At 54.6% G+C, this 25783-nt stretch carries 18 protein-coding genes; 3 read left to right on the forward strand and 15 right to left on the reverse strand.

Annotated features, from left to right (window positions below):
- Nucleotides 1-3: 3 nt before the first annotated feature.
- The 5 genes from POTG_RS08105 to POTG_RS08125 form a co-directional block, all read right to left on the reverse strand.
- Entirely contained in the window at nucleotides 4-930 is a 927-nt protein-coding gene (locus POTG_RS08105; RefSeq protein ID WP_009224344.1) for a carbohydrate ABC transporter permease, read from the reverse strand.
- Nucleotides 927-1814: a carbohydrate ABC transporter permease gene (locus tag POTG_RS08110; protein WP_036644696.1), complete on the reverse strand. Its 888-nt coding sequence runs from the start codon at nucleotides 1812-1814 to the stop codon at nucleotides 927-929. Before POTG_RS08110 ends, POTG_RS08105 begins: the two co-directional genes overlap by 4 nt.
- A 28-nt stretch (nucleotides 1815-1842) precedes the next feature.
- Nucleotides 1843-3162: an ABC transporter substrate-binding protein gene (locus POTG_RS08115; protein ID WP_009224346.1), complete on the reverse strand. Its 1320-nt coding sequence runs from the start codon at nucleotides 3160-3162 to the stop codon at nucleotides 1843-1845.
- 754 nt (nucleotides 3163-3916) lie between these two features.
- On the reverse strand, nucleotides 3917-5113 hold the full coding sequence (locus POTG_RS08120) for a GntR family transcriptional regulator (RefSeq protein WP_009224347.1): 1197 nt from the start codon (nucleotides 5111-5113) through the stop codon (nucleotides 3917-3919).
- A gap of 109 nt (nucleotides 5114-5222) precedes the next feature.
- Complete coding sequence (locus tag POTG_RS08125) at nucleotides 5223-6104, reverse strand: ROK family protein (RefSeq protein ID WP_036644698.1); 882 nt, start codon at nucleotides 6102-6104, stop codon at nucleotides 5223-5225.
- A gap of 41 nt (nucleotides 6105-6145) precedes the next feature.
- Between POTG_RS08125 and POTG_RS25345 the strand changes: the two genes are divergently transcribed.
- A complete protein-coding gene (locus POTG_RS25345; RefSeq protein WP_198136175.1) occupies nucleotides 6146-6454 on the forward strand; it encodes a M15 family metallopeptidase in 309 nt (102 codons plus the stop codon).
- Here POTG_RS25345 and POTG_RS08130 read toward each other — a convergent pair.
- The 3 genes from POTG_RS08130 to POTG_RS08140 form a co-directional block, all read right to left on the reverse strand.
- Nucleotides 6375-7331, reverse strand: a complete 957-nt coding sequence (locus tag POTG_RS08130) for a 3'-5' exoribonuclease YhaM family protein (protein WP_009224349.1) — start codon at nucleotides 7329-7331, stop codon at nucleotides 6375-6377. The two genes, POTG_RS25345 and POTG_RS08130, sit on opposite strands and share 80 nt — an antisense overlap.
- A gap of 159 nt (nucleotides 7332-7490) precedes the next feature.
- Nucleotides 7491-9716 (reverse strand): FMN-binding protein, encoded by a 2226-nt coding sequence (locus tag POTG_RS08135; protein WP_157273360.1) that lies wholly within the window; start codon nucleotides 9714-9716, stop codon nucleotides 7491-7493.
- 408 nt (nucleotides 9717-10124) lie between these two features.
- Nucleotides 10125-14510: a WIAG-tail domain gene (locus tag POTG_RS08140; protein ID WP_009224351.1), complete on the reverse strand. Its 4386-nt coding sequence runs from the start codon at nucleotides 14508-14510 to the stop codon at nucleotides 10125-10127.
- Nucleotides 14511-14779: 269 nt separating this feature from the next.
- Between POTG_RS08140 and POTG_RS08145 the strand changes: the two genes are divergently transcribed.
- Nucleotides 14780-16099, forward strand: coding sequence for an MFS transporter (locus tag POTG_RS08145; RefSeq protein WP_050769719.1), 1320 nt, complete (start codon nucleotides 14780-14782; stop codon nucleotides 16097-16099).
- 46 nt (nucleotides 16100-16145) lie between these two features.
- Here POTG_RS08145 and POTG_RS08150 read toward each other — a convergent pair whose 3' ends face one another.
- Nucleotides 16146-18119, reverse strand: a complete 1974-nt coding sequence (locus POTG_RS08150) for a glycoside hydrolase family 127 protein (protein ID WP_036644700.1) — start codon at nucleotides 18117-18119, stop codon at nucleotides 16146-16148.
- A 131-nt stretch (nucleotides 18120-18250) separates the two neighbouring features.
- Between POTG_RS08150 and POTG_RS08155 the strand changes: the two genes are divergently transcribed.
- The gene (locus POTG_RS08155) at nucleotides 18251-19132 is read left to right on the forward strand and encodes an AraC family transcriptional regulator (protein ID WP_009224354.1); all 882 of its coding nucleotides are present in this window, start codon (nucleotides 18251-18253) and stop codon (nucleotides 19130-19132) included.
- A 60-nt stretch (nucleotides 19133-19192) separates the two neighbouring features.
- Here POTG_RS08155 and POTG_RS08160 read toward each other — a convergent pair whose 3' ends face one another.
- The 6 genes from POTG_RS08160 to ptsG form a co-directional block, all read right to left on the reverse strand.
- Nucleotides 19193-19900 (reverse strand): hypothetical protein, encoded by a 708-nt coding sequence (locus tag POTG_RS08160; RefSeq protein ID WP_050769720.1) that lies wholly within the window; start codon nucleotides 19898-19900, stop codon nucleotides 19193-19195.
- Nucleotides 19901-19977: 77 nt separating this feature from the next.
- Nucleotides 19978-20424 carry a disulfide oxidoreductase gene (locus tag POTG_RS08165; protein WP_009224356.1) on the reverse strand — a complete coding sequence of 149 codons (447 nt, stop codon included), beginning with the start codon at nucleotides 20422-20424 and terminating at the stop codon, nucleotides 19978-19980.
- A 15-nt stretch (nucleotides 20425-20439) separates the two neighbouring features.
- Entirely contained in the window at nucleotides 20440-21153 is a 714-nt protein-coding gene (locus tag POTG_RS08170; protein WP_009224357.1) for a DsbA family protein, read from the reverse strand.
- Nucleotides 21154-21559: 406 nt separating this feature from the next.
- Complete coding sequence (gene ptsP / locus POTG_RS08175) at nucleotides 21560-23272, reverse strand: phosphoenolpyruvate--protein phosphotransferase (protein WP_009224358.1); 1713 nt, start codon at nucleotides 23270-23272, stop codon at nucleotides 21560-21562.
- Nucleotides 23265-23540, reverse strand: a complete 276-nt coding sequence (locus POTG_RS08180; RefSeq protein ID WP_009224359.1) for an HPr family phosphocarrier protein — start codon at nucleotides 23538-23540, stop codon at nucleotides 23265-23267. Before POTG_RS08180 ends, ptsP begins: the two co-directional genes overlap by 8 nt.
- A gap of 132 nt (nucleotides 23541-23672) precedes the next feature.
- Nucleotides 23673-25748, reverse strand: a complete 2076-nt coding sequence (gene ptsG, locus POTG_RS08185; protein ID WP_009224360.1) for a glucose-specific PTS transporter subunit IIBC — start codon at nucleotides 25746-25748, stop codon at nucleotides 23673-23675.
- Nucleotides 25749-25783: the final 35 nt, after the last annotated feature.

The following is a 25783-nucleotide window of genomic DNA, read 5'->3' on the forward strand; positions in this document are numbered from 1 at the left end:
GTCCTATCCCTTGATTCCACTAAACGCGATCCCCTGAATAAAATACCGCTGCAGCAGCAGGAACAGCACCAGGATCGGCAGAATGGCCACCAGCGCCCCCGCCATCATCGGCCCATAATCCGTCTGATAGTTGTACGAAAAAGCCTGCAGCCCCATCTGAATCGTCGCCTTCGCCGGATCGTTCAGGACGATCATCGGCCAGAGGAAGCCGTTCCAACCGGCCTGGAACGTAAAGATTCCGAGCGTCGCCAGCGCCGGCTTGGTCAGCGGCAAGTAAATGCGCCAGAAGATTTTGAATTCGCCGCAGCCTTCGATCCGCGCCATCTCCATCATGTCATTGGGCAGGGTCAGAAAGAACTGCCGCATGAAAAAGACCGCAAACGTCCCGGAAGCCCCCGGCAAAATAATGCCCCAAAACGAGTTCATCAGCCCGTACCCTCCGCTGCCGAACAGGTCATTGCCGCCTGCCAGCGGGATATGGCGCAGCACGTAGACGCTGGGGATCATTGTCACGATCCCCGGCACCATCATGGAGACCAGCAGAATGCGAAAGAATGGCTGGTTCATCCGAAATTTCAGCTTGGCAAACGCATAACCGCTCAGCGAACCGAAGAACAAGTTACATAACACCCCGGCCGCCGCAAGAATAAAGGAATTCCAGAAATAAAGACCAAAAGGCACGGTCGTAAACGCGTTGTAATAATGCTCGAACGTCAGGTTCGCCGTAAACCATTTAATCGGCAGGGTGAACATGTCTTCGTCTTGTTTAAACGAGGTCAGCACGCTCCAATAAAAGGGCAAAAACATAATGACCGCGATGATGCTGCCAACCGTATAAAACAGTACATTCGCTAATCGCTTCTGCATGGGTACACCGATTTGTGGACGCCGGGTACCGACGCCCGTTTTTATCGTCTCTGGATTTGTCATACGATCGGCTCCTCCGCTTTGGTGATTTTCATGCTGATGATTGAAAATACTAGGATCACCATCGCCAGCACAAACGCCTGCGCCGAGGCATACCCCATCTGCAATTGGTTAAAGCCCTGCTGATAGATCAGGTAGACCGGAGTTTTGGTGACGTTCGCCGGTCCGCCCTGCGTTAAGACAAACGCCTGGTCAAACAGCTGCAAGGCGCCGATGATGGACATGACACTGACCAGGAACGTCGTTGGGCGAAGCTGCGGCCAAGTGATGTAGCGGAAGCAGGCAAACCGCGACGCCCCGTCCAGCCGGGCCGATTCGTACAGATAGTCCGGCACGCCTTGAAGGCCGGCCAAATAGATGATCATGTTGGAGCCAACCGACTGCCAAAGCGTCATGACGATGATCGACAGCATGGCCGTCTCCGTTTGCGACACCCAAGCCGGGCCGGTGATGCCAAGGTATGCGAGCAGTCCGTTAATCATCCCGTATTCGGGATGCAGCATCCAGATCCATACGGTGGCCGCCGCGACGGCCGAGGTCAAGGTCGGCAGGTAATAAAACGTGCGGAACAGCTTGACCCCGCGTATCTTTTTGTTAAGCAGCATCGCAAACAGCAAGGAGATCAACAAATTCAGCGGTACAAAAACGATCGCGTAATAGAACACGTTTAAAAAGGTCTGCCAAAGCAGCGCATCGTCGATCAGGCGGCGGTAATTGTCCAGCCCAACCCAATCGTTGCTGCTCAGCACGTCATAGTTGGTGAAGCTGAGGTACAGGGCCATCACGACGGGGATGACCATGAATACGGCAAATAGCAACATAGTTGGTGTAATGAACAGATAGGCCATTCGGGCCTGATGCCGTTCGAGCTTATTGACGGATGCCATTCTTTGTTCCCCTTTCAGAGGCCGGTTTTTACTTCACGACCGCATTTTCCGCAAGCAGTTTGTCGCCTTGCTCTTGGGCTTTTTTCAGCGTCTCGTCGATCGATTGCTTGTTCTGAAGCAGCAGTTGCAGATTCGGAATCAGCGCGTTCTCCTCCATGACGGAGTATCCCGGATGTGTCGGACGCGTCTTTGCAAATTCCAACGTTTCCGTAAACGGCTTCCACAATGGATCTTCACTAAAGAACGGATCCTCAAGCGCCGGTTTAAAGCCTGGCAGGTTCAAGCTCGTTTTTGCCCACAGCAAAGCGTTGTCCTTGTTCGCCGTCCACCATTTGATGAACTCCCACGCCTCATCCGGGTGCTTGGAGCCTTGCGGGATGACAAGCCCGAAGCCGCCCATCACACTGCCTTTATCGCCATTCGGACCTGCCGGCGGCGGTACGATGCCGTATTCCAGATCCTTGCCATATTTGTTGTAGGTGCTCATCATCCAAGGTCCGGTGTACAGCATAGCCACTTTCCCTGTAACAAACGCGTCGGTACCTTCGCCAAGCCCTTGTTCGAAGCCGACCTTATAAACTTTGTCCTCGTTCAGCAAGCGTTGCCAAAACTCCAGAACCTGTTTGCCTTTTTCATTGTTGAAGTTGGTCTTGCCATCCTCGCTGAGCATTTGCCCGCCGGCTTGCTGCAGATACATGTTAAACAGCCCCGGATCGGCCATGGAGAAGCCTGCGGTTTCAAGCTTGCTGCCGTTCCATTTCGTCAGCGTCTTGGCTGCCTGCTCCAATTCGTCCCACGTCGTTGGCGCCTCCAGCCCTGCATCGGCAAACATCTTCTTGTTGTAGAACAACGCGCGGGCATCCACTGTTAACGGCAGACCGTACAATTTATCGTTATTGGTCAGTTCCTTTAAGGACTCCTCGTAAAAATCTTCTTTATTCACCCCGTCGCGCTCCATATAGTCGTCAATGGGGCGAAGCACGTTTTTCGGAGCGTACAGCGAGGTTCTCCAGCGGTCCCAGAACAAAATATCCGGCGCACCGCCGCTCGTCGCAGCCGTCAGGAATTTCGTGACCATATCCTGCTGAAGCACGTATTTGACTTCGATCTTGTCCTGCGACTTGTTGAAGGCGTCAACCATCGTCTCAAACTGCTTCTGCCCTTCGCCGCCCCAGTCGCCCCAGAACGTCAGCTTCACTTTCTCGGTATTGCCGCCACCTCCGGTGTCACCACTACCCCCGCTGCCGCCGCCGTTTCCAGCACTGCCGCCGTTACCGCCCCCTCCACAAGCAGCCAGCATCGCACCAAACAGGACGGTCACCAGCATCACGAACACCCACTTTTTCATTTGTAAACCTCCCCTTTTCATTTCGAATAACATAGTAATTAAAGCGCTTTCAATAAGGATAGTATATTGGTATCATATCATTATGTCAATAAGCAAAAATATCGATGTTGGTTGGTATATAAAGGTATGCCAAATGACCCCCTTCAACATTTGGAGAGTACAAAAATGGCTTTCCTGTAGAAATGTCATTAATGGGGAAGGGCCTTGATCGAGAAAGTCCGTAATTAGAAAGGTCCGTAAACGGAAGACAACATCCTGCCGTAAATGACCGCACCACCAAAAGTGGCGCCTAAATGTAAAAGTACAGTTGATTTTAGAGAAAGCGTCGCTTTGGGACCCTTCAACTGTAAAAGTACAGTTAAAATCCGCCTAATTCTCCCTTTTCCACTAAATCACCTTAAACTAACTGCACTTTTATATTCCAAGGCCGGTAAAAACGAAAAAATGCCGAAGTTGAACTGCACTTTTGCAGTTGAGCTTCGGCATGTATGAGTTGAGGCGGGGCAACTTGAATCCACCGTAGGGTATTTGCGATCCACCCAGCGGGTAAGCCTTCTAGCACTTCGCCTAGGGGGGTGTCCTTATGCTACTGTAGTTCCCCCAGAGGGGGTGACACTAAACACTACTGCTTGCGTCCCCACCCAGAGGGTGAGCCTAACACTACTCGCGCTCCACCTTGGAAGTGCGCCTTAAGCTACTAGGCCCCCCCTAGGAGGTAAGCCTTACGCTACTCACCCAGGGAGCAAGCCCTGCGCTACTTACGCTCCCGCTCCTCCCTTGCGGGTCCGGTGGACTCCCCGGGGACGAGCACCGCGGGCAGCTTGATTTTGTTCGCTACCGGCCGGTTCTCCATCAGGGCCAGCACGTTTTCCACGGCCAGCTTGCCCATATCTTCTTCACTTTGACGCATATGGGTGAAGGCGTAGCCCTCGCCGATGCGGAACTGCGGGCTGTCGAAGCAGATGATCGACACGTCCTCAGGAATGCGCAGGCCAAGCCGGGTCACCGCCGCTTTAGCCAGCAGCGCGATGTTGTACTCGATGGCGAAGAAGGCCGAAATCGTAGGATGGGCCTCGAGATGGCGCATGATTTTTTGAATGTCCCGTTCAATATTGTCATCGTAAAAAGAGTTCGGCAGCGTCGACGTCAAATCGCTGATCCACAGCTCCCGCTCTACAGCGATACCGCGGCCGGCATGCGCCTGCACAAACCCTTCGATCCGTTCCTCGACGGCCGACGTATCGATGGGCGGCGGAGATAACAGCGAAATGCGGGCGTGTCCGAGGTCAAACAAATGCTCCGTCGCCTCCTGCGCCGCCTTCACATTGTCGGTAATGATGGATGCCGCCGCCACGCCCTTCAGCTCCCGGTCGATCAGCACCAGCGGGAAGCGTTCGATCACCAGCTTGAGGATTTCCGCGTTGAAATACTCCCCCTGTGCCGGAAATACGATCAATCCGTCGACGCCAAGCTGCAGCAGCTTGCGTATCGTCGCTTCCTCGTTCTCCTGAACCCCAAACGTCCGCTTCAGGACAAGAAAACAATCCTGCTCCCGCGCAGCATCCTCCATCCCATAGATCAGCCGCGTTCCGTAGCTGCCGGCAAAATCCGTCAGCACAACGCCGATCAGCTTTCCGGCAGCCTCCTTGTCCGTTCTGTTCCCACTATAGATTCCGTCCAATCGGCCATTCGCCTGTTCCTCCGCGCCTGTGCCCTCGGCTTCGGGGTCCGTCACAAACGAGCCGCGTCCCGGCTTCCGAACGATAATCCCCTCGGCAGCCAGCATTTCTAAAGCTCGCTTGCTCGTAATCCGGCTAACCTGATATTCCTCGGCCAGCTCCTTCTCCGATGGAATCCGGTCTCCCGGTTTATAACTATGATCTAGGATTTTCTGCTTTACATCATCGAAAATCTTCTCGTACATCGGTTTTGACGAGGTGGTTTCACTCATGACGTTCCTCCCACGTTCCCTCACACAAGGACATGATATATATTATAATATATCATGATATATCGCTAATGTCGAACCATGCTTGAAAAGGTTCGCAGAACCCCAAGCTTCAGTTGGAGCGAGCCAAGGCCTCCAACCCCAGGGCGAGGGCGCCGCAAAGCCCAGCCTGATTCCCTAATCCCGGCGGGACAATATAATCATCAATCCCGCTTAAAATGGCTGGCGCGTTCAAATATCCGGCCAGGTTCCGCTGAACTTCCTTGCGAATCATCGGGAACAGCTGCGGTTGCTGCATCACGCCGCCGCCCATGATCACTTTTTGCGGTGAGAGCATGAGGATGGACCCGGTCACCGCCTGTGCTAAATAGTAGGCTTCGATGGCCCAGGCAGGATGGTCCGGTGCCAGCTCTTGCCCTTTTACCTTCCAACGCGCTTCAAGACTTGGCCCCGCAGCCATGCCCTCTAGACAGTCTCCGTGATACGGGCATAGACCGGGGAAGTCGTCCTCCGGATGCCGCCGCGGCAGAACATGTCCGCCTTCCGGATGAATCAATCCATGGACAAGCTTACCTTCGGCCAAGACCCCGACACCGATCCCGGTCCCCACCGTATAATACACGCAGCTGTCCAGCCCCTGAGCGGCACCCCACTTTGCCTCGCCCAAGGCGGCGGCGTTCACGTCTGTATCCCAGCCATAGGGAACATCAAAAGCCGATTTTAATTTGCCAAGCACATCATATCCGTTCCATCCCGGCTTCGGCGTTGTCGTGACATGCCCGTAAGTGGCGCTGTGTGGATTCAAATCCAGCGGACCAAACGAGCCGACGCCAATCGCTTCAACATGTTTATCGCGAAAATAAGCAATCACCCGTTCTAACGTTGGCTCCGGCAGCTCGGTTGGGAAGCTGACCTCGTCCTCGATGGCTCCGTGCTCATTTCCGACACCGCAAACAAACTTCGTTCCTCCGGCCTCAATCGCTCCGATACGCATCAAATCTCCTCCTTTGTTATGATAGGATTTACCACGACGAAGTGATCCCAAACGCCGTATACGATCTCCGCTATTATACCGGCGATAATTTCATCGGGGAGCGCATCGACGGATACAACGGCCCATTTGCCATCCTAACCCTGCGCGCAGCCCGCGCTTTGAAAAAAGTCAACGACGACTTAGAAAGCCAAGGCTACCGCCTGAAAATCATCGATGCCTATCGACCGCAGAAGGCAGTGAACCATAAACTCTCAATGCGTCCTGCCTACCCTACCATTTCAACCGGTAGATCCCCTTGTTCTCCAAGCCCCGGATCAACGGCGTCCACGCTTCGGATTCCGGCGTCGTAGCCAGCGCGTCCTCTACCATCTGCAGCTTGGCGTCCAGCGCATCGATATGGTGGAGGGCGACGGCCTCCGGCGTCTGCGGCTGCACCGGGCTGCCCCATTCCCCCAAGTTGTGGTGGGACAACACCAAATGCTGCAGGGCGAGCACCTTCGGCGAATCCAGCGCGATGCCCAGGCGAATGGCCGCTTCGGTCACCCACTGCGACGCCATCGAAATATGCCCAAGCAGCTTGCCGGGCGTACTATACTCGGACACGATGCCGAGTTCAGCCACCATTTCTTCCGGCTTGGCAATATCGTGCAAAATGATGCCCGCCTTCAGCAGGTCCGGGTTCAAGAACGCGCGCTGCGCACATAGAAAATCACCGATTTCCAGCATCCGTACCATATGGTAGGCCAAGCCGCCGAAATAAGCGTGATGATGCGTTTTGGCCGCGGGATAATGGGCCAGCTTCTCCTCCACCTTACCGACGCAAAAGCGAACGATCGCCTGAATATCCGGATCGGCAATATCGTTGATGACGGCCTGGATCGTATGGATCAGCGCTTCCGACGAAATGGGCGCAGAGCGGATAAAATCCGTGAGCCTCACGCCGTCTTCCGGCTTGGCCAACCGCATCTGCAAGATTTTCACCTGCAGCTTCTCACGGTAGGTTTGCACGATTCCCCGCACCTTCACGAGCCTCATCGGGAAAAACGTTTCCTTGTCCGTTGGCGAGGCATCCCAAAATTTGGCCGGGATTTCCCCGGTGGAATCGCACAATACGATATCTAAATAGTCTTTGGGCGGATTCGCGTTCGTCTGCTTGATCTCTAGCTCCTTCAGCAAATAAAAGCCAATAAATTCATCCTGGTTTCGTAATTGATTAATTTGCGTCACCCATAATTCCTCCAAACCCATGATAGACCCATTATACTATGGGACAGCCAAAACCTCAGCGTCTTTTCATCCCCGCCTGCCCGCCCTTCTAAGAACAAGAAAAGAACGCCTCCCCGTGAATCTCACAGGGCCAGCGTCCTTTTCATTTCAAATCAATGCTTATCTTCCGGCGTTCTCAAGCGCGTCCTTGACGGCCTCAATGACTTGTGCGGAAACCGCTTTTACGCCTTCGGTTTCGCCAAACGCTGCCGGACGATACCCGTATTTATGCAGGGAACCTTCGGCAGTTGGCGTTTCGATTTCCGCCTTGACGGCTTTCTCGTCGGCGGTTAATTGGTCTTCAGTCTTGATTTTGCCGTTCTCATCCAAATAGAAGACTTCCATTTTGAACGGAATGTTGTTTTGCACCGTCACCATCACGTAAACGGATTTGTCCTTGTTAATACCGGCGAAAATCCCGTTGATATAAGCCGTTTTGTAAGTCTCGCTGATTTCCGCTTTCTTATAAGCATTTTCGACGGCCGTTTTCAATGCGGTACTGCTGCTGGTCGCCCCAGTTACAACATCCATTTGAGCCGCTTGCTCTCTCGTTCCGGCAAACAGCAGATCGCGGGTCAGGATCGGGATCGCTCTAACGACTTCAGCGTAAGCCGAAGCGCCGCGGTCCACCATATTCACACCGACGCGATACAGCTTCAGGCCAACGATAACGCCGTTGCGCAGCGTGACATCGGCGCGGTTCGTCCCTTTGTCGTAAGCGTCGCCGTAGGTCGTGTACGTGCCGTCTTTATAATTGCCTTGCGTTTTCGACGCGTTGTTCAGCAGGTCAGCGAACGCCGCTCTGGCGGCGAGGGACAGGTTTTCTTGACCTACGATCGGCGTCATGTTCGCGCCTTTTTGAGTCAAGCCTTCGGTTAACTGAGCGACAACGGTTTGTTGCTCATCCGTCAGCTTGTCGGAAGCGATCAGCTTACCGGCATCATCAAACAGGAAGACTTTTACGTTCGAAACGTGGTCTGCTTTAATGTCAGCCAAAACCAGCAATCTGGACAGGTTGTCGACACCGGCAAACGTTCCTTCAAAATACTTCGCTTTCCCCGGAACCTTCAGCGCCTTCTCGAAAGCGCGTTCTACAGCGAGGTTCCAGCTATGGCTGCTCTCGGTGGCGCCGGCAATCGCATCAACGTCATCCTTGAAGTTCTCGATGTACGAGCCGTTCGCGAGCAGTTTGGCCGTCATCGGCGCATTTGCTTTGACCACTTCGGCATAGGCCGTGTCGCCGCGGTCAATCAGGTTGGAACCCAATCTGTACAGCTTCACATCAACCAGCTTGCCGTTGCGGATGTAGACGTCGGCTCTCTCAACCCCTTTATCGCGGGCAGAACCGTAGGCGGAGTAGAATCCATCAATATATTTCGAATCGTTGTTTACCTTGGCATTTTGCTCCGCGTCCCAATATGCGTTCACAGCGGCTTTGTACTCAGCCTCCTGGCCTTTAGAACCAACGGCGCCGGTACCTTTCGCCAACAGCTCGGCTGCGATCGCTTTCACCAATGCCGCTTGCTCGCTGGTCATATTTGCTTCTTCGATGGCATTGCCGCTGGCGTCAAGCGGATATACTTTGACAGCTGTACGCTTCGTTGCATCGAAGGTCGCAAACACCATGTATTTGCCTTCCGGATCGACACCCATATGCTCGCCGGCAAAATAAGTGACACCCTTTGGCTTCTCTTTCAAAGCTCTTTGGAAGGCACGGTCAACGGACAGCTTCCAGCCCTCGCTGGAACGGGTCGCTCCGGACACAACGTCCACTTTGGCGGCCTGCTCCTGCGTTTTGCCAAGCAGGTCCGCTTTCATCGTTTCGTAAGCGTTCCAGAGGCCGCTATAGTTGTTGCGAACGTCTCTGTCGATCAGCTTAGGGCTTGTTCTGAGCAGCTCAATCGCGGCGATTTTTCCGTCCTTGATCGTAACTTTGGCCCCTTCGGTCCCTTTGGAATAAGCGTTGCCGTAGGCCACATATACGCCGTCAACATACGGACTTTCCGCAGGTTTGACCGCCGAAGTTTTTGCCGGAGTTGTTTTCGTTGTTGTCTTTACAGGAGCTGTTGTCGTTTTTGTAGTTGTTTTGGTCGTAGTTTTTGTGGTTGTTTTTGTAGTAGTTTTGTTCGTCGTCGACTTGCTTGGCGTAGTTGTCTTGCTTGGTGTCGTTGTCTTGCTTGGTGTTGTGGTTTTGCTAGGTGTTGTTTCTTTGGTTGGCGTTTCCGATTCCGATGCGGCAGACACCACGTCAATGCTGGTCAGCTTGAAACCGGACGTCCCAACCGTAAGCGACAAGGACGATAACACCAACGTCGCGCTTACTGTAAGGCTAATCAGCTTTTTCAAATGCAATCCTCTCCCTTGTGATTTTCACCGAGTTACGTAAAGCTACATCACCTGCTCGCCGTTCATGGCATGTTCTTGTTGAATTTTCGACTGTGCTCAGATCACGATTCCGATATAACGCTCTCCAAGCAATCGCGCCCCTCCCTCTTGCACGATGTCTATCCCTTGAACCGACCCGACTCTGAATTAATGTGAAGAATTTCACATAACCTGTGAAAAAAATTAGTTGGATCGGTTCCCATTAAATACTAGGTAATTTGACGCAAAAACGCTGTACGCAAAATCACATAGCCTGAAAGATATGTCACTTTGTTATGGCTTAGCTGAAGAAAACAGCCGCCGGGATGGCTCCCGACGGCTGTTATACAAGCGAGTATTCTAGCTGACTCTATTGTGTTTTAGAAGACGTTACTGCGTGTTGCCAATCGCCATCCACGTTACGATTCCGTAGTTGACGCTAGTGTCCTTCAGCTTGGATATCGTGATGACAGCCGAGCCAGGCGATTGCTCCTTCAGCGAAGTATAATACGCAGGGTGATTGGTCATCGCAACGACAACGTAGTTGGACGAAGCAAACGGCGATTCAAATTTGATTTTAACCGTCGCCTCCTCCTCATGAGGCTTCAGCAGGAACGGAACCATGCCAAATTGCATCTCCGCCGGCTGGCCTGCCAGCGTGGTTACCGGAGCAAAGTTGAGCTGCTCCACTCCAACGGAGCCCGGCTGCAAGTGGCGAGTCCCAACGGCCTCATCCGCTAGTATAGCGCTGTCGACCGCATTTGGCGCCAAATGGGCGTTCTCTACCGACGCTGGCTGCAAATGTTCCGCCCCAACCGCGCCTACAGCCAAAGCCCCTGCATCCACTGCACCGGGTTGCAGATGCCCCCGGCCGATGGAAGAAGGCTGGATGTCTTCGCCGCCGATCCCTTCCTCAGGCAGCAAACCGTGTTGCTGAATCTCGGTGGACAGATGCCAAATATTGACGGCTTCGAGAGCGATATGGTGGGCATTCACCGCAGCATCGCTTAAATGCCGGGACTCCACGCTTTCTGCTGCCAAGTTCGCACTTTGCACGGCGTCCTCGGCCAGGTGATGGCTTTGAACGGCGGCATTTGCCAATTGCTCGCTGTGCACCACGCCTTCCTGCAGATGGCGAGTGCCTACAACCGCTTCGCCCAGATGGCGTTCCGACACAACGCCTTCCGCCAAATGCTCACCTTGGACTGCTCCATGATCCAAGTGGAAGCCTTGGACCGTCCCCTCTGCCAAGTGCACGCCTTGCACGGAACCGGCTTGCAGATGACCACTACCCACCGCTTGCTCGCTCAGCGCTTCGGAGCCAACCGCGCCGGGTTGCAGATGACGGCTGGTGATGGACGACGGCTTCAGATCCTCCCCGCTGATGCCTTCTGCAGGCAACAGACCATGCTGCTGCAGCTCAGCCGATAAATGCCAGGCATTCACAGCTTCGGGGGCAAGATGCGAGCTGTCAACCACGGCCTCCCCAAGATGCTGGGAAGTGATGCTGCCTTCGGCCAAATGCCCGCTTTGCACGGCGCCTTCAGCTAGATTCCGGCTTTGGACGGACCCATCTGCCAGGTGGCGGTTCAACACGGAACCTGCCTTCAGATGACCGCTGCCCACCGCTTGCTCGCCTAGGGCTATGGCATTTACCGCACCGGCTTGCAAATGCCGGTTGGTAATCGACCCGGCCTGCAAATCATCCCCGCTGATCCCTTCGGCCGGCAACAGACCCTGTTGCTGCAGTTCGGCAGACAAGTGTCCGTGATTCACGGCTTCGGGAGCGATATGGGTGCCTTCCACCACGGCCTCCCCAAGGTGCCGGGACTCCACGCTCCCCTCGGCTAAATGCTCGCTTTGCACCGCGCCTGCGATCAAGTTCCGGCTTTGAATGGACCCATCTGCCAGATGGCGATTCAACACGGAACCGCTCTGTAAGTGGCCGCTGCCAACCGCCTGCTCACCCAGCGCTGTAGCGTTCACCGCACCAGCTTGCAGATGCCGGCTGGTAATCGACCCGGCCTGCAAGTCATCCCCACTGATCCCTTCGGCCGGCAACAGACCCTGCTGCTGGAGCTCTGCGGACAAGTGCCCGTAATTTACGGCTTCGGGAGCGATATAGGTGCCTTCCACCACCGCCTTTCCAAGGTGCCGTGACTCCACGCTCCCCTCGGCTAAATGCTCGCTTTGCACCGCGCCTTTGGCCAGGTGCTGGCTTTGGACGGACGCCTTCGCCAGATGGCCGCTTTGCACCGCACCTGCCTGAAGATGGGAGCTGCCAACCGCCTGCTCACCCAGCGCTTTGGAGCCAACTGCGCCTGCCTGCAGGTGCTGGCTGGCGATAGCTCCCGGCTGCAGAGCCTCCCCGTCGATCCCGGCGACAGGCAGCAGCCCGCTTTGGCGCAAGGCAGGGATCATGTGGGCAGCGCTGATCGATTCCGGAGCGATGTGGTAAGATCCGATCACCGAGACTCCGAGGTGGCGGTCAGTCACGCTGCCTTTGGCCAAATGCTCGCTTTGGATCGCCCCTTCAGCCAAATGCCGGCTTTGGACAGACGCCTCCGCCAGGTGACCGCTTTGCACCGCCCCCTCCTGAAGATGGGAGCTGCCAACCGCCTGCTCACCTAACGCGTCCGTATCAACCGCACCGGCTTGCAGGTGCAGGCTGGTGATGGCGCCCGCCTGCAGATCCTTACCGCGGATCCCCGCCTCGGGAAGTAACCCGCTCTGCCGCAACTCGGCAGACAGATGTCCGGCTTCGATGGCTTCGGCGGCAATATGGCGGGAGCCCACGGCTGCGTCGCCCAGGTGGCGTCCCGTTACACTGCCTTCGGCCAAATGCTTGCTCTGTACAGCCCCAGCGGCCAGATGATCGGCTCCAACCGCGCCAGCGGACAGAGCTTCCGACCCGACGGCACCGGGGGCCAAATGCCCGGCGTCCACGGCTTGCGCCGCCAGTTTCGGACCGGTCACGCTGCTGTTCGCCAGCTTCGCAACCGTGACCGCCAGATCCCCCAGCTTATCCGTTGTCACGCTTTCCGGCGACAGCTTCAAGCTGGTGACCGCATGATCCTGGAGATGCGGCGAGAAGATGACGCCAACCCCCAGGTGCTCCTCCCGAATCGCACCGGGTGCGATCTGGCCGCGGGTGACGGAGCCCGTCGCCAAATGCCGGGTCTGCACGATACCCGATCCCAAATGGTCGGCCGTGATTTGCTGTGCACCGATGGCGGACTCCGTCACCGCGGCCGGAGCGATCGCGCGGCTCGTCACACTGTCTTTAGCCAGTTTGTCGGCCGTGACGCTGCCTGGCTGCAGATGATTCGTCGCAACCGCTCCATCCGCCAGGTGCTCCGCGGTCACCTCGGCGGACGCCAGCTTCTGCCGGGTGACCGCCGCATCGGCCAGATGCCATCCCTGCACCGCTTCCGAAGCAAGGTGACTGCTTTGCACCGCCCCTTCGGACAGGTGCTTGCCGGTAACCGCTCCCCGCGCAAGCTGCGGCGATTGCACGGCCCCTTTGGCCAAGTGCCGGGTCAATACAGCTTCGTCCGCGATTTTCCCCGGCAGCACGCTTTGATCGGCGATCTTGGACGAGGTTACCGCCTGCTCGATGATATGCGAGGTGCCCACAGACTGGTCGGCCAGCTTCGTGGAGGGGATCGATTTATCGGCAAGATGCCGCGCCTGGATGACCTTGTCAGCGATATGCTCCTGACCAATACTGCCAGGCTGAACATGTTCGCTGCCCACGGCTCCTGACGCAAGATGGTGGGATTCAATCACCATTTCACCTAAATGAGCGGAAGTAACGCTCCCTTCCTGCAGCTGCTCCGCGCCGACACTGGACCAAGCCAGCAGTTCCCGGTCGATCATACCGGGTGCCAAATGCCGCGAAGTAATGCTGTGATCCGCCAGATGGCGGCTTTCCACCGCCCGTTCCGCCAGCTTCTCTCCCGTTACGGAGTGATCGCGCAGCTTCGATGTTGTCACAGAGGCCTCTCCCAGCTTAGAGGTGTCGACCGCTCCGTTGGCCAAATGCTGCGCATTTACGGCACCGCTGCGGATTTTATCCCCCGTTACAGCTTGGTCCTGCAAGAGCTCGGACGTTACGATCCATTCCGACAGATGCCGGCTCTCCACCGCCCCTTCTGCCAGCTTCTCCCCGGTGATCACCCGATCCGCCAGCTTCTCCGGGGTGATGCTGCCGTCAACCAGCTTCTCTCCGCCGATGGAATGATCCCGGATCGCCCAGCCTTCGATCGAACCGTCAACCAAGTGGCTGCCGTTCACGGAGGAAGGAGCGATTTTGGAGGAGGTCACCGCCCGATCGGCCAGCTTGATGTTCTCCACGGCGTAATCGGCGATCCAAGCGGTGTCGATCGTCCCCCGCATGATCCGCGAAGCATCGATCGTATACGGCGCAATTTTCTCCCCGGTGACGGCCTCATCGATGAGATCGTCGGTATAAATAATGCCCCGTTCTTGGTGCGGCGCGGTTTTTTCACTCAGCAGTTCCTGCAGCGCCTGGTTTCCGTCAACGTTTCCATGCTCCGGATCTGCTCCGGGTGATGCCGTCGCGGCCTCTTTCTCTTGTTCCGGCAGCGCGGGCAGTACGGGAGCTGGGCTTTCATGAAGCTCAACCTTCTTGTCTCGGGATCGCAACGATGCCTTTCGTTCCTCAAGCAGCTTAAGCTCGTTGATATTCGGGTTATCTACGTAATAGAGCGATTTCTTTGGTCTACTTGATTTTGTTGATTTATGTCTCTTCAAGAGCCGCCCTCTCCTTTGCCAATATAATAATCTTTGGTATCATATGCGGGGGGTTAGGCTCTTGTCACAGCTTTTGGGCCTGATTGCCGCAGCACGCTGCCTCCTGAAAAAAGATGAAATGGTTTCCCCGATTTCTACCGTTTTTAGCAGAACGGCCGCACGTTACAATAACCTTACGCGTAAGAATTCGGAAGGTACGTCGAAGCACGCCAAAGTTCACCGAAGTTCGCGGAACATCCTTTAAGCTCAAGTCTTGGAGGCAACTAGACATGAAAACCGATCTCGCCATAAACACCGCTCAGAAAGCATCCGTTAACGTTAGCCCGGCCGTCCCAGAGGCGTCAGAGGAACCTAACACGGCCATACTCCTATCTGCTGAAAAAAGCCCCACTACTGCACCAAACCTCGGCTATCGCCGCTCGTTTGCGATCATTTTGACAAGCGTCGTGCTGTTAAGCTTCGGGGGGAAGCTCTATGAAATCATCCTTCCGCTGATGATGTACGACATTACCCATTCCTCTGTGGCCATGAGCAGTATGAAAACCGCGGAGCTGCTGCCCAACTTCTTCTTCGCCATCTTCATCGGCGTCTTAGTTGACCGCGTCAACAAAAAACGCTGGATCCTCTGGATGATCGGGCTGCAGGCGATGCTGCTCCTTGCCTTTGCCGTCTTGTTCCGAAGCGGGATTCATCTGCTGCCGGTCTATTACGCCATCGGCTTCCTGCTGATGACGCTGAATTATGGATATTTTAATGCCGAAGTCAGTCTTATCAAGCTGAGTGTTCCGGTCCGGGAACTGACAAGCGCCAATGCCAAGCTGAGCTTTGCCGAAACGTTTGTTGGCATTATGGGGCCAGCGTTGTCCGGTCTGATCCTGATGTTATCCGACATCTCCGATGGATTGCTCATCACGTCGTTCTGTTACCTGATATGCATGGGGTTATTTACTAGACTAAAATTGGCGGAGAAAAAAGAAACCCCGCGGCAATCCCGATTCGCCGCGGAGTTTCTGGAGGGCTGGCGCGCCTTTTGCGTGAACAAGCCGCTCGTGTTGATGACCGTGTTCGTCGTGTTTCTAAACTGTACGTACACGGTGATCAGTACGACATCGATCTACTACGCCAAGGACGATCTGGGATTGTCCTCCTCCCTGCTAGCCATTGTACTCTCGGCTTCAGGTGCCGGAGGTCTTGCCGGAAGCTTGCTGCTCAGTCGGTTAAGACAATCCTGGGGCCTGGGCAAGGTGTTTGGCGCATCCATCTTGCTGAACGTCATCGCTTATCTCCTTCTGTTTCTTAGCGATGGCCTCGTGATGTTTGCAGTCGCCCTTTTCCTATCCGGATTTGCCGCGACCTTGTACAGCGTGTCGGTGTACGCCTTCCGCCAAGAGCAGACGCCGGCGCCGCTGATGGGACGAATCGCCGGAATTACCGGGACCTGCTTCCGGATCGGCATGCCTATCGCCGTCTACGCTTCCGGTTGGGTCATCGCCTGGTGGGGCACAAGCGTGATCTTTATCACCTGCGCGATATGGAATCTGATCGTCCTGGCCGTTTACGTGCGAACCCGGCTGTGGAACGTTCAGTGAGCTGATACCCTTCTACAACCCATGCCGGTCCATCGCAAGCAAACATTTAGCGCTCGCGCACCCAAACCATCATTTCCCCTTCGCCGCGATTGGCCCAGGCGTAATACGGGATGAACTTAAGCGCTGCCGGTTGCTCCGTCAGACGCGGGGACGCGCTGTACAACCCGCCGTCCCAGTCCGGCCCGGTGATGCGGACCGCCTCGGTCCGCACGGTAACGATGCCGCCAAGAAGTTCGGCTTCGTATTCCGCGTGAAGCTCGGCCTCCCGCGGCAACACCAGCTCATGCAGGTTCGCGCCGTTGTCGGCCTGCTCCAGGCAATAGACGAGCGGGCCGCGCTGCAGCGCCACCTTGCCGGCGTTTCCACGTACGAGAGGATGGCTGTACATACGTGTCACCGGCATCGCCAGTTTCAGCTCCACAACATCCCCTGCACACCATTGCCGCGCCAGCCGGATGTAGCCGTCCTGAAGCAAAGCTCCCTCCAGTTCCACCACTTCTCCGTTCACCTGGAGACTCGCTTCCGGGCACCAATCCGGCAGCCGCAACGCCAGTGTAAAGCGGCCTTCTCCCTCCGGCTGCACCTCAAACCGCACGTTTCCACCCCAAGGGTAATTGGTCGTTTGCGTCAGCTTCACCTTGCCGCCGCTCGTTTGCAATTCGGCTTCCCCGCCGATATAGAGATGAGCATATACCGTATCGCCTTGCACTGTATAGATGTATTCGCCAAGCGATGCCAGCAGCCGGGCGATGTTCGGCGGACAGCAGGCGCAGCCGAACCATTCCTGACGAACCGTTTTTATATGGTCAAACTTATGATTGGCGCCCCCGCAAGCCTTCGGGTCGACTTCCAGCGGATTCACATAGAAGAAATGCTTGCCGTCCCGGGCCATTCCACCGACAACCGTGTTGTATAAAGCCCGCTCCATCACATTGGCGTATCTCGAGTCCGGCGAAATCCGCAGCATCCGCTGGGCGAAGAAGATCAACCCGATGGAAGCGCAAGTCTCCGAATACACCGTGTCATTTGGCAGGTCGTAATCAAACGAAAACGCCTCGCCCTGCGGCATGGAGCCCACCCCGCCGGTAATATACATCTGCTTGCCGACAATGTTGTCCCATAGCTTGCGGCAGGCGGCCAGCATCGACTCGTCACCGGTTAACGCCGCAACATCGGCCATCCCGGTCAACATATACAGCAGCCGCACAGCATGGCCCACCGCTGTCTCCTGCTCCCGTACCGGCAGATGCGCCTGATGGTAAGTGAGGTCAACGTGATCTGCATGCCCCGCCCAGTGCGTTTGACCTCCCCGCCGCTTGAGTTCTTCCTCGAAGAAGGAAGGCTTCTGCCCCCGTTGCTCAAGGAAATATTGGCTTAGACGCAAATATCGCTCCTGTCCGGTCACCTCGTACAGCTTGACGAGCGCCAGCTCGATTTCCTGATGGCCGTCGTACCCCGGCAACTTGCCGGGCTCCCTGCCAAACACGCTGTCGATGTAATCCGCGAACTTGATGACCACGTCGAGCAGCTTTCTTTTGCCTGTGGCCCGATAATAGGCGACTCCCGCTTCGATTAAATGTCCCGCGCAATACAGCTCATGGCATTCCGTCAAATTCGTCCAGCGCTTGCCCGGCTCCTTCAGGATATAATACGTGTTCAAATACCCGTCTTCCCGCTGCGCCAAGGCCATTGTGTCAATTAATCCGTCGGCGATCGCCGCCAGCTCCGGATTTGGATCCGCTTCCAAAATATAAGCTGCCGCTTCCAGCCATTTCGCCAAATCGCTGTCCTGGAACACCAGCCCGTAATATTCACCCTGAACTTGCCCTGCGGCAATTTGAAAATTGCGTACAGCGCCGCTAGGTTCGGCTCCTTCCACCCGATCGTTTAATGCCTCCCATTGATAAGGGACAACCACATCCTTCACTAAACGGATATAGTAACTCCAAAATTCGTCGCGGATGTTCACTCGATTCAGCGCAACCCGCTCGGAACGCGGCATTTGCCCGGCTAGCTTCATCGCAAAGCCTCCTCCTTTTTTCAAAAAATCATACTGACAAATCTCATTTTATCTCATATATTTAGAACGAAATACGAATTCTATCAACCTCAAAGTTATAATATTTCACATTCGAAACGGAGGAGAGTGCCTTGCCGAAACCAACCGACCTGGTGCAGCTGACGGCGCCGCCCTTGCCCTATTTTTTGGAATGCGGACATACCGTATATCAGCCCGGAGACGAACATCCCAACCGGCGGAATATCGGTATTTTTGATTGGATCGTCGTGGAATCTGGCACGTTATACCTCGGGGAGGCGGGGCAATCCTGGAGTCTGGGGGCCGGCCAATCGCTGCTGCTGTTGCCCGATCGGCACCATTACGCGGTGAAGCCGTGCGAAGAGCCTACGTCGTTTTACTGGCTGCATTTTCATACGGTCTGTGCCTGGCAGCAGCTTCCGGCAGAGGAAGCCGATCACCTCTATCCGGACGCGGACGAGCATTACAGCCGTTTCCTGGCTTCGCCATATTCCCTGCATCTGCCGAAAGCGTGGGACCTCCCCTCTCCCGACCAGACGTTCCGCTTGTTCCGGCAGCTGCTGGAGAGCCTAGGGGAACGTCAATCCCGGGCGTTTTGGAACCGGCAGCAGCGGTTCGAGGAGCTGCTTCGTGCGATGGATCTCCGGCAGTTAGAATCACATGCCTCCCCGGTAGTGACCGTTGCGGAAAAGGCTGAAGCCTACATCAAAAGCAATTTCCGTTCGGAGCTCAACAGCGGGCAGATGGCCGATGCGCTGCATTACCACTATAACTACATCACGCGCTGCATGAAGCAGGTGTATGGCATGACGCCCAACGATTACTTGCTGCATTACCGGTTAGAGCAAGCTAAGCTGCTGCTGCTCACCACGGAGTGGCCGATTGCGGATATTGCTTCTTACGTTGGCTTCAACAGCACTCCCTATTTCTCGAACCGGTTTGCCTTCAAAAATGGCTGCTCTCCCCGCGAGTTCCGCAAGCGATATATGTCATGAGGAGGTAAAAAAAACGCCCGCTGCAGAAGCCCTGCGCGGACGGTTTAGCTTTAGTTCGTGTTAATTCGTTGCCACAACGGTGTTGATGGACGCGAACGCCAGCGGGCCAAAGCCTTCCGATGCTTCGCCATGCGGCGAATTCAGCAGAAAGGCAAATCCTTGCCCGCCTATGTTCTTGACGATATACTGCTGGGTCAGCCCCTTGCCTTGGGCGATCAAGAACAGCTCGGCATCTCGCATCGTTTCGTAGAGCTGGTCGCCGGTACGCTGCTCGACTTTACCGATTTTAGACATCTCGCTTTTGGCCGACTTCGCCAGCTCCTCGATGTTGTAGTCGGCAGGCAGCTTGGTAATGACCACATGAAAGTCTGAGTCGTAATTCATCATTAACTTGTTGGTTTTGGCATCAAAGGAGAAGATGTCGAACATATAAAAAGCGTAGCCCTCGCCCCTCTGCAAAGTGGCGGTTCGCGTCTCTTTCATGCCTTCCAGCTCAACCTCGATCGATTTCTCAGCCGGCAGCTCCGATGTTGCACCGGAGTCCGTCGACTCTGTGGCAGGAGCCGTCCCCTGCTTCGTTTCGGCTGCGGCGTCATCCGGCACGTTGTTGTCTGTATCCGTCTGGTTCCCGTTCGTTTCACCGCTTGCATTCATCCCAGGCTCGGAACTGTTCCCGAAGCACGCGGTCAGCGAGAGCACCAGCAGGATCATCCCCAGCCAGCCGGTGGTCTTCTTCCATTTCGTTTTTAGTACATTCTTGTTGTTCACTTCGAACACCCCCGCATATACAGACGGGCCGAACCTCAAAAAAGTTGCCATCACGAGGGAGGGAAATATTGCAGGTATTATTGTTCCTCAACTTCTTTGCCCTCGCGAGCGGCCAATAAGAACAAGACGATCAGCACGAAGGCAACTAGCGCCATGAACGGAATCGTAATAAATCCGAGCCAGCCTTGGCCTAAGTAATCGACGTTGCAAGGTACGCCAATTTTGCAGGGAAGCAGCTTGGCTAACGCCGGGATTTTTTGCTCGCTGTAATGATAAATGGAGATCATGCCGCCGATGATGCTGAGCGGAAGCACGTATGGAATGATCTGACGGTCGTTCTTATACGCGGCGATCCCCAGCAAGATGACCTGCGGGTACATGAAGATCCGCTGGAACCAGCACAGCCGGCACGGCTCATAATGCAGCACTTCGCTTAGATATAAGCTGCCCGCCGTCGCGACCATCGCAACCAGCCAGGCGAGGTAGATGCCATAGTCCTTCAAAAACCCCCGCATCATCCCCATTCCTCCCTCATATTCTTATTCTCCGGCCAATTCGTTATCGATGGTCTTCTTCAGCGTCTCATAATCGCCTAGGTTGCCGGCATATTCAATACCGTTGATGAAGAACGTCGGCGTGCTGTCTACGCCCAGCTTGTCTCCTCGAGCCAACTGCGCTTGCACCTCGTCCTGGTACGTTGCTTCGGCGATATCTTTCTGCAGCAGGTCGTAATCGATGGGCAGCTCCAGTTCTTTGGCCAGATTGACCAAAAATTCAGGCGAAGCCCAACCGTTGTTCTCCTCCCCCTGGCGTTCAAAAATCGCATCGAAATACTTCCAGAACGCATCATTGCTTTGATGATACACCGATTGAGCGGCCAGCGCGGCCGTAAAGGAATCGGAGCCGATAAACGGCAGATTCATGAAATAAAAAGCGACTTTACCTTGATCTATATAATCCTTCACCAATTCCGGCTTAATCAGTTCATTTACATGTTTACACGACGGACATTGATAATCCCCGAACTCTACAATCTTTACCGGGGCATCAGCTTGTCCTAACACAGGCAGCGCAGCATAATCAAATTCGACAGGCTTCGGTTTCGGCTGAATCGTCAACACGACGATGATCAGAATCAGAAGCAACCCCACGGTCGAAAACCAGATCAGTCGTCTCCTCTTTAATTGCTGCTGCAGCTTTTGTTGTTCGGCTTTGCGCTTGGCCAAAGCGTTCTTTGTTGTTTTCGGCGGCATGCGATCCCTTCTTTCTATTTAATAGTTCAATTTCAAAATACGTTTTATCCTGCAACCATTCTAGTTACAAAAGCAAGATTCGTCAAGTTGAACCCAGAACCTCGCAGGACCTTCCCAACGAAAAAGTGTGATGGTTCGTACTCATCAAAGATTTATGCCTCTTCAGGCCTCTTTTACACCATTATCCCTTTCCTTCAGAAATAGGGGATCAAGATAGATCCTATTTATCCAAGCCATTCTGTGTTCCCCACCCCCTGATGCAACGGGATAATCGTTAAAAAGAGAGCCAGACACCTCTATAAAGCCGCAACCAAGAAAAAAACCGGCGCCCTAACGGCACCGGTTCAAGAGGAAACCCGTATTTCCAGTTGGAAAAGATCTTAAATTCTTACGAATCTAACAATTCTTATGCTTCGATAGAGCGAACCAGCTCGACGACTTGTTCAGCCGTCTGCATTTGCAGCGCCTTCGCCGCCAGCTGCTCCATTTCCGCTTTGGACAGCTTGGAGATTTGCGAACGAGCCGGCAGGATCGAAGTCGCGCTCATGCTGAATTCGTCCAGCCCAAGTCCGAGCAGCAACGGAATCGCCGTTGCATCGCCAGCCATTTCGCCGCACATGCCGGCCCACTTGCCTTCTTTGTGCGCTGCATCGATGACCATTTTCACCAAGCGTAAAATCGATGGGTTATATGGCTGGTACAAATAAGATACGCGTTCGTTCATGCGATCGGCTGCCATTGTATATTGAATAAGGTCGTTGGTACCAATACTGAAGAAGTCCACTTCTTTGGCGAACTGATCGGCCAGGACCGCAGTCGAAGGAATCTCCACCATAATGCCGAGTTGGATCTCGTCGGAGACTTGAACGCCTTCGGCTTGCAGCTTCTCCTTCTCTTCCAGGAGCAGCGCCTTCGCCGCACGGAATTCATCCAATGTTGCGATCATTGGGAACATGATACGCAATGTGCCGTATACGCTGGCGCGAAGCAAGGCGCGCAGCTGCGTGCGGAACAAGTCCTTCTGCTCCAGGCACAGGCGAATCGCTCGGAAGCCCAGGAACGGGTTCAGTTCCTTCGGCAGATTCAAATACGGCAGCTCTTTGTCGCCGCCGATATCCAACGTGCGGACAACAACCGGCTTGCCTTCCATTTTTTCCAGCACGGTCTTGTAAGCATTAAATTGAACATCCTCTGAAGGCAGCTCTGTGCGGCCCATGTACAGGAATTCCGTCCGGTACAGGCCTACCCCTTCACCGCCGTTCTCCAGTACGCCAGCCACGTCGTTTGGCGTGCCGATGTTCGCGGCCAATTCCACGTGAACGCCGTCTTTGGACATCGTCTGCACCTCGCGCAGCTTCTTCCATTCTTCGATCTGCACCAGGTACTTATCACGTTTCGCTTTGTATTCGCTCAGGACATCCTCGGTCGGATTGATGATGACGCTGCCGTCCAATCCATCCACGATCACAAGATCGCCGCTGTTTACCTTGTCCAGCACCTCTTTGGTGCCGACAACCGCCGGGATTTCCAGCGAGCGGGCCATAATCGCCGAGTGCGACGTGCGGCCGCCGATATTCGTTGTAAAGCCCTTGACGTAATTGCGATTCAACTGTGCCGTATCCGACGGCGTCAAGTCTTCCGCAATCACGATGACTTCCTCATTGATGTCAGCCGGATTGACGTAATTCAGTCCGAGCAAATGCGTAAGCACACGCTTGGTGACGTCCCGCATATCTGCTGCGCGTTCCTTGAGGTAGGCGCTTTTCATATTTTCAAACATCGTGATGAATTCATTTGCGGTTTCATTCAAAGCGTATTCCGCACTAACGCTCTCAGCGGTAATTTTATCGCGAACCGGCGTCAACAGCTCAGGGTCGTTCAAGATCAACAAATGAGATTCAAAAATCTCCGCTTTCTTCTCACCAAGCTCTTGAAGCGTGCGCTCTTTGATCGCTTCAAGCTCTTGTTGAGATTTGGCCAAAGCTTCGTCCAAACGTGCCAGTTCCGCAGCGGAATCGGAAGCATCCCGACGATGAATCGTATAGTCGGGATGCTCCAGCTTGAAAGCTTTGGCGATGGCCACGCCAGCCGAAGCGGCAATACCTTCGATCTTAAGCATTCACTTCTCCAAGCCCTTCGTTAACCATCACTTCGGTGAGCGCTTGAAGTGCTGCCTCGGCCTCTTCGCCTTCAACGATCAGCTTCAGCGAATCGCCTTGTTCCAGACCCAAGGACAGTACGCCGAGAATCGATTTCAGGGTCACTTTCTTGCCGCCGGCTTCAGCGAAGGATTCGGCCCCCTTGAATTTGTTAGCAGTGTTCACCAGAGCCGTTGCCGGGCGTGCATGAATTCCGTCTTCATCCGTAATTTTGAACATTCTTTCCATGAGTGATCCTCTCGCTTTCTGAATTATAGTTTTTGGAAAATGATATATGATACGCTCCTCACCCTATTGTAAGGGAACGTGGGAACCAATGCCAAATGCACCGCCGTGATAGAACGACGGCGCATTGGAGCTTTACTTGATGGTGACGATGTCGGCTTCGCCTTTGGACAGCTTGCCGGTTTTGTTCAGCTTCACGGACGCGCCCTCTGGCAGGTTCGAGAAGACGATTGGCGAAATGATGGATGGTGCATGCTCTTTCACATAATCCAGGTCCACTTCCAGGATCGGTTGTCCAGCAGCGACCAGATCCCCTTCCTTCACCAGTACATTAAAGCCTTGGCCTTTCAGCTTGACGGTATTTACGCCGATGTGCACCAGCACTTCTTTCCCGCCGTCCGACATGATGCCGATGGCATGCTTGCTTGGGAAGACGTTAAATACTTTCCCGTAAACCGGGGAACCAATCACGCCGTCGTGCGGAAGCACTGCAAATCCGTCGCCGGTCATTCGTTCCGAGAACACCGGATCAGGTACATTGGAAATGTCCATCAGCTCACCGTCCACCGGCATCACGATATCTTCCTTGATGATCGCGTCGCCGTCTTGGGCCGCTTGTTGTTCCACTTCAGCAGGTTTAACTTCTTCGGTCTTCACAGCTGCTTCGGAGTTTTCCGCAGGCCGCGGTGTCTTGCCGCTCATAATATCGGCAATTTGCGATTTGATCGTGTCGGAACGCGTTCCGAAGATCGCTTGGATGTTGTTGCCTACTTCAAGCACACCGGAAGCGCCCAGCTTCTTGAGCTGATCCTTGTTGACGTTCGATTTATCCTTAACTTCAACACGCAGCCGGGTGATGCAGGCATCCAGGTGAACGATATTCTCTTGACCGCCCAGCGCGGATAAGATATTATGCGGCAAATCGTCCTGAGAAGTTGCTCCTCCAGCTGCACCTTCCTCATCGGCAACTTGATCTTCGCGGCCCGGCGTTTTCAGGTTAAACTTGCGAATCACGTAACGGAAACCGAAATAGTAGATGACCGCCAGGATCAGACCAACGATAATGACGTTCCACCAAGGTGTCCGGTTTGGAATCACCCCGAAAATCAGGAAGTCGATCAAACCGCCGGAGAAGGTCATCCCGATCTTCGTTCCCAGGAGATGCATGGTCATGAAGGACAAACCTGCGAAAATCGTATGAACGGCAAACAACGCCGGTGCAACGAACAGGAACGAGAACTCCAGTGGTTCCGTAATCCCTGTCAAGAAGGAAGTCAATGCTGCCGAGCCCATAATCCCGGCCACATATTTCTTATGCTCTGGACGAGCTTCGTGGTAAATCGCCAGCGCAGCGGCAGGCAAACCAAACATCATGAACGGGAATTTACCGGTCATAAATGTACCGGCTGTAAACGGCACGCCGTCACGCAGCTGTGCCATGAAGATTGATTGGTCCCCGCGCACGAGCTGACCTGCGCTATTGATGTATTCGCCGAACTCGAACCAGAACGGCGAGTAGAAGATATGGTGCAGACCAAACGGAATTAACGCCCGTTCGACCACCCCGAAAATAAACGCGGACAACGTCCGATTTTGCCCCAACATAAAGTGGGAAGCCAAGTTTAATCCGGTTTGGATCGGTGGCCATACGACAACCATCATCAAACCGAGCAGAACTGAAGTAGCGGCCGTCATAATCGGCACGAACCGTTTCCCGGCGAAGAAGCCGAGGTAAGACGGAAGCTCAATCCGGAAGAACCGGTTATACATTGCGGCAGCCAGGATACCCACGATAATACCGCCGAATACCCCCGTTGCCAGCGTTGGAATACCAAGTACATTGGCATAGGCCGGATCGGTTCCGATCATCGACGGCACCACGCCAATGACCGTCCCCATCGTCACGTTCATGACGAGGTACCCGATAATGGCAGCCAGACCGGCAACCCCTTCACCGCCTGCCAAACCAACGGCGACGCCAACTGCAAACAGCAAGGCCAGGTTCGTAAAGACGATTTGGCCGGCGTTCATCATGACTGTAGCTACAGCATGAACAGCGTGGTTATCCAATGCGGGAACCAAATTTAGGAACTCAGGGCTGACCAGCATATTACCGATCCCGAGCAGCAGGCCTGCCGCCGGAAGAAGAGCTACCGGAAGCATCAGCGCTTTACCTACCCGCTGTAAAACCCCAAACAAACGCTTAAACATAAATACCCTCCTGTAATTACATAGTGGACTAACAA

Source organism: Paenibacillus sp. oral taxon 786 str. D14 (assembly GCF_000159955.1).
Classification (GTDB): Bacteria; Bacillota; Bacilli; order Paenibacillales; family Paenibacillaceae; genus Fontibacillus; species Fontibacillus phoenicis.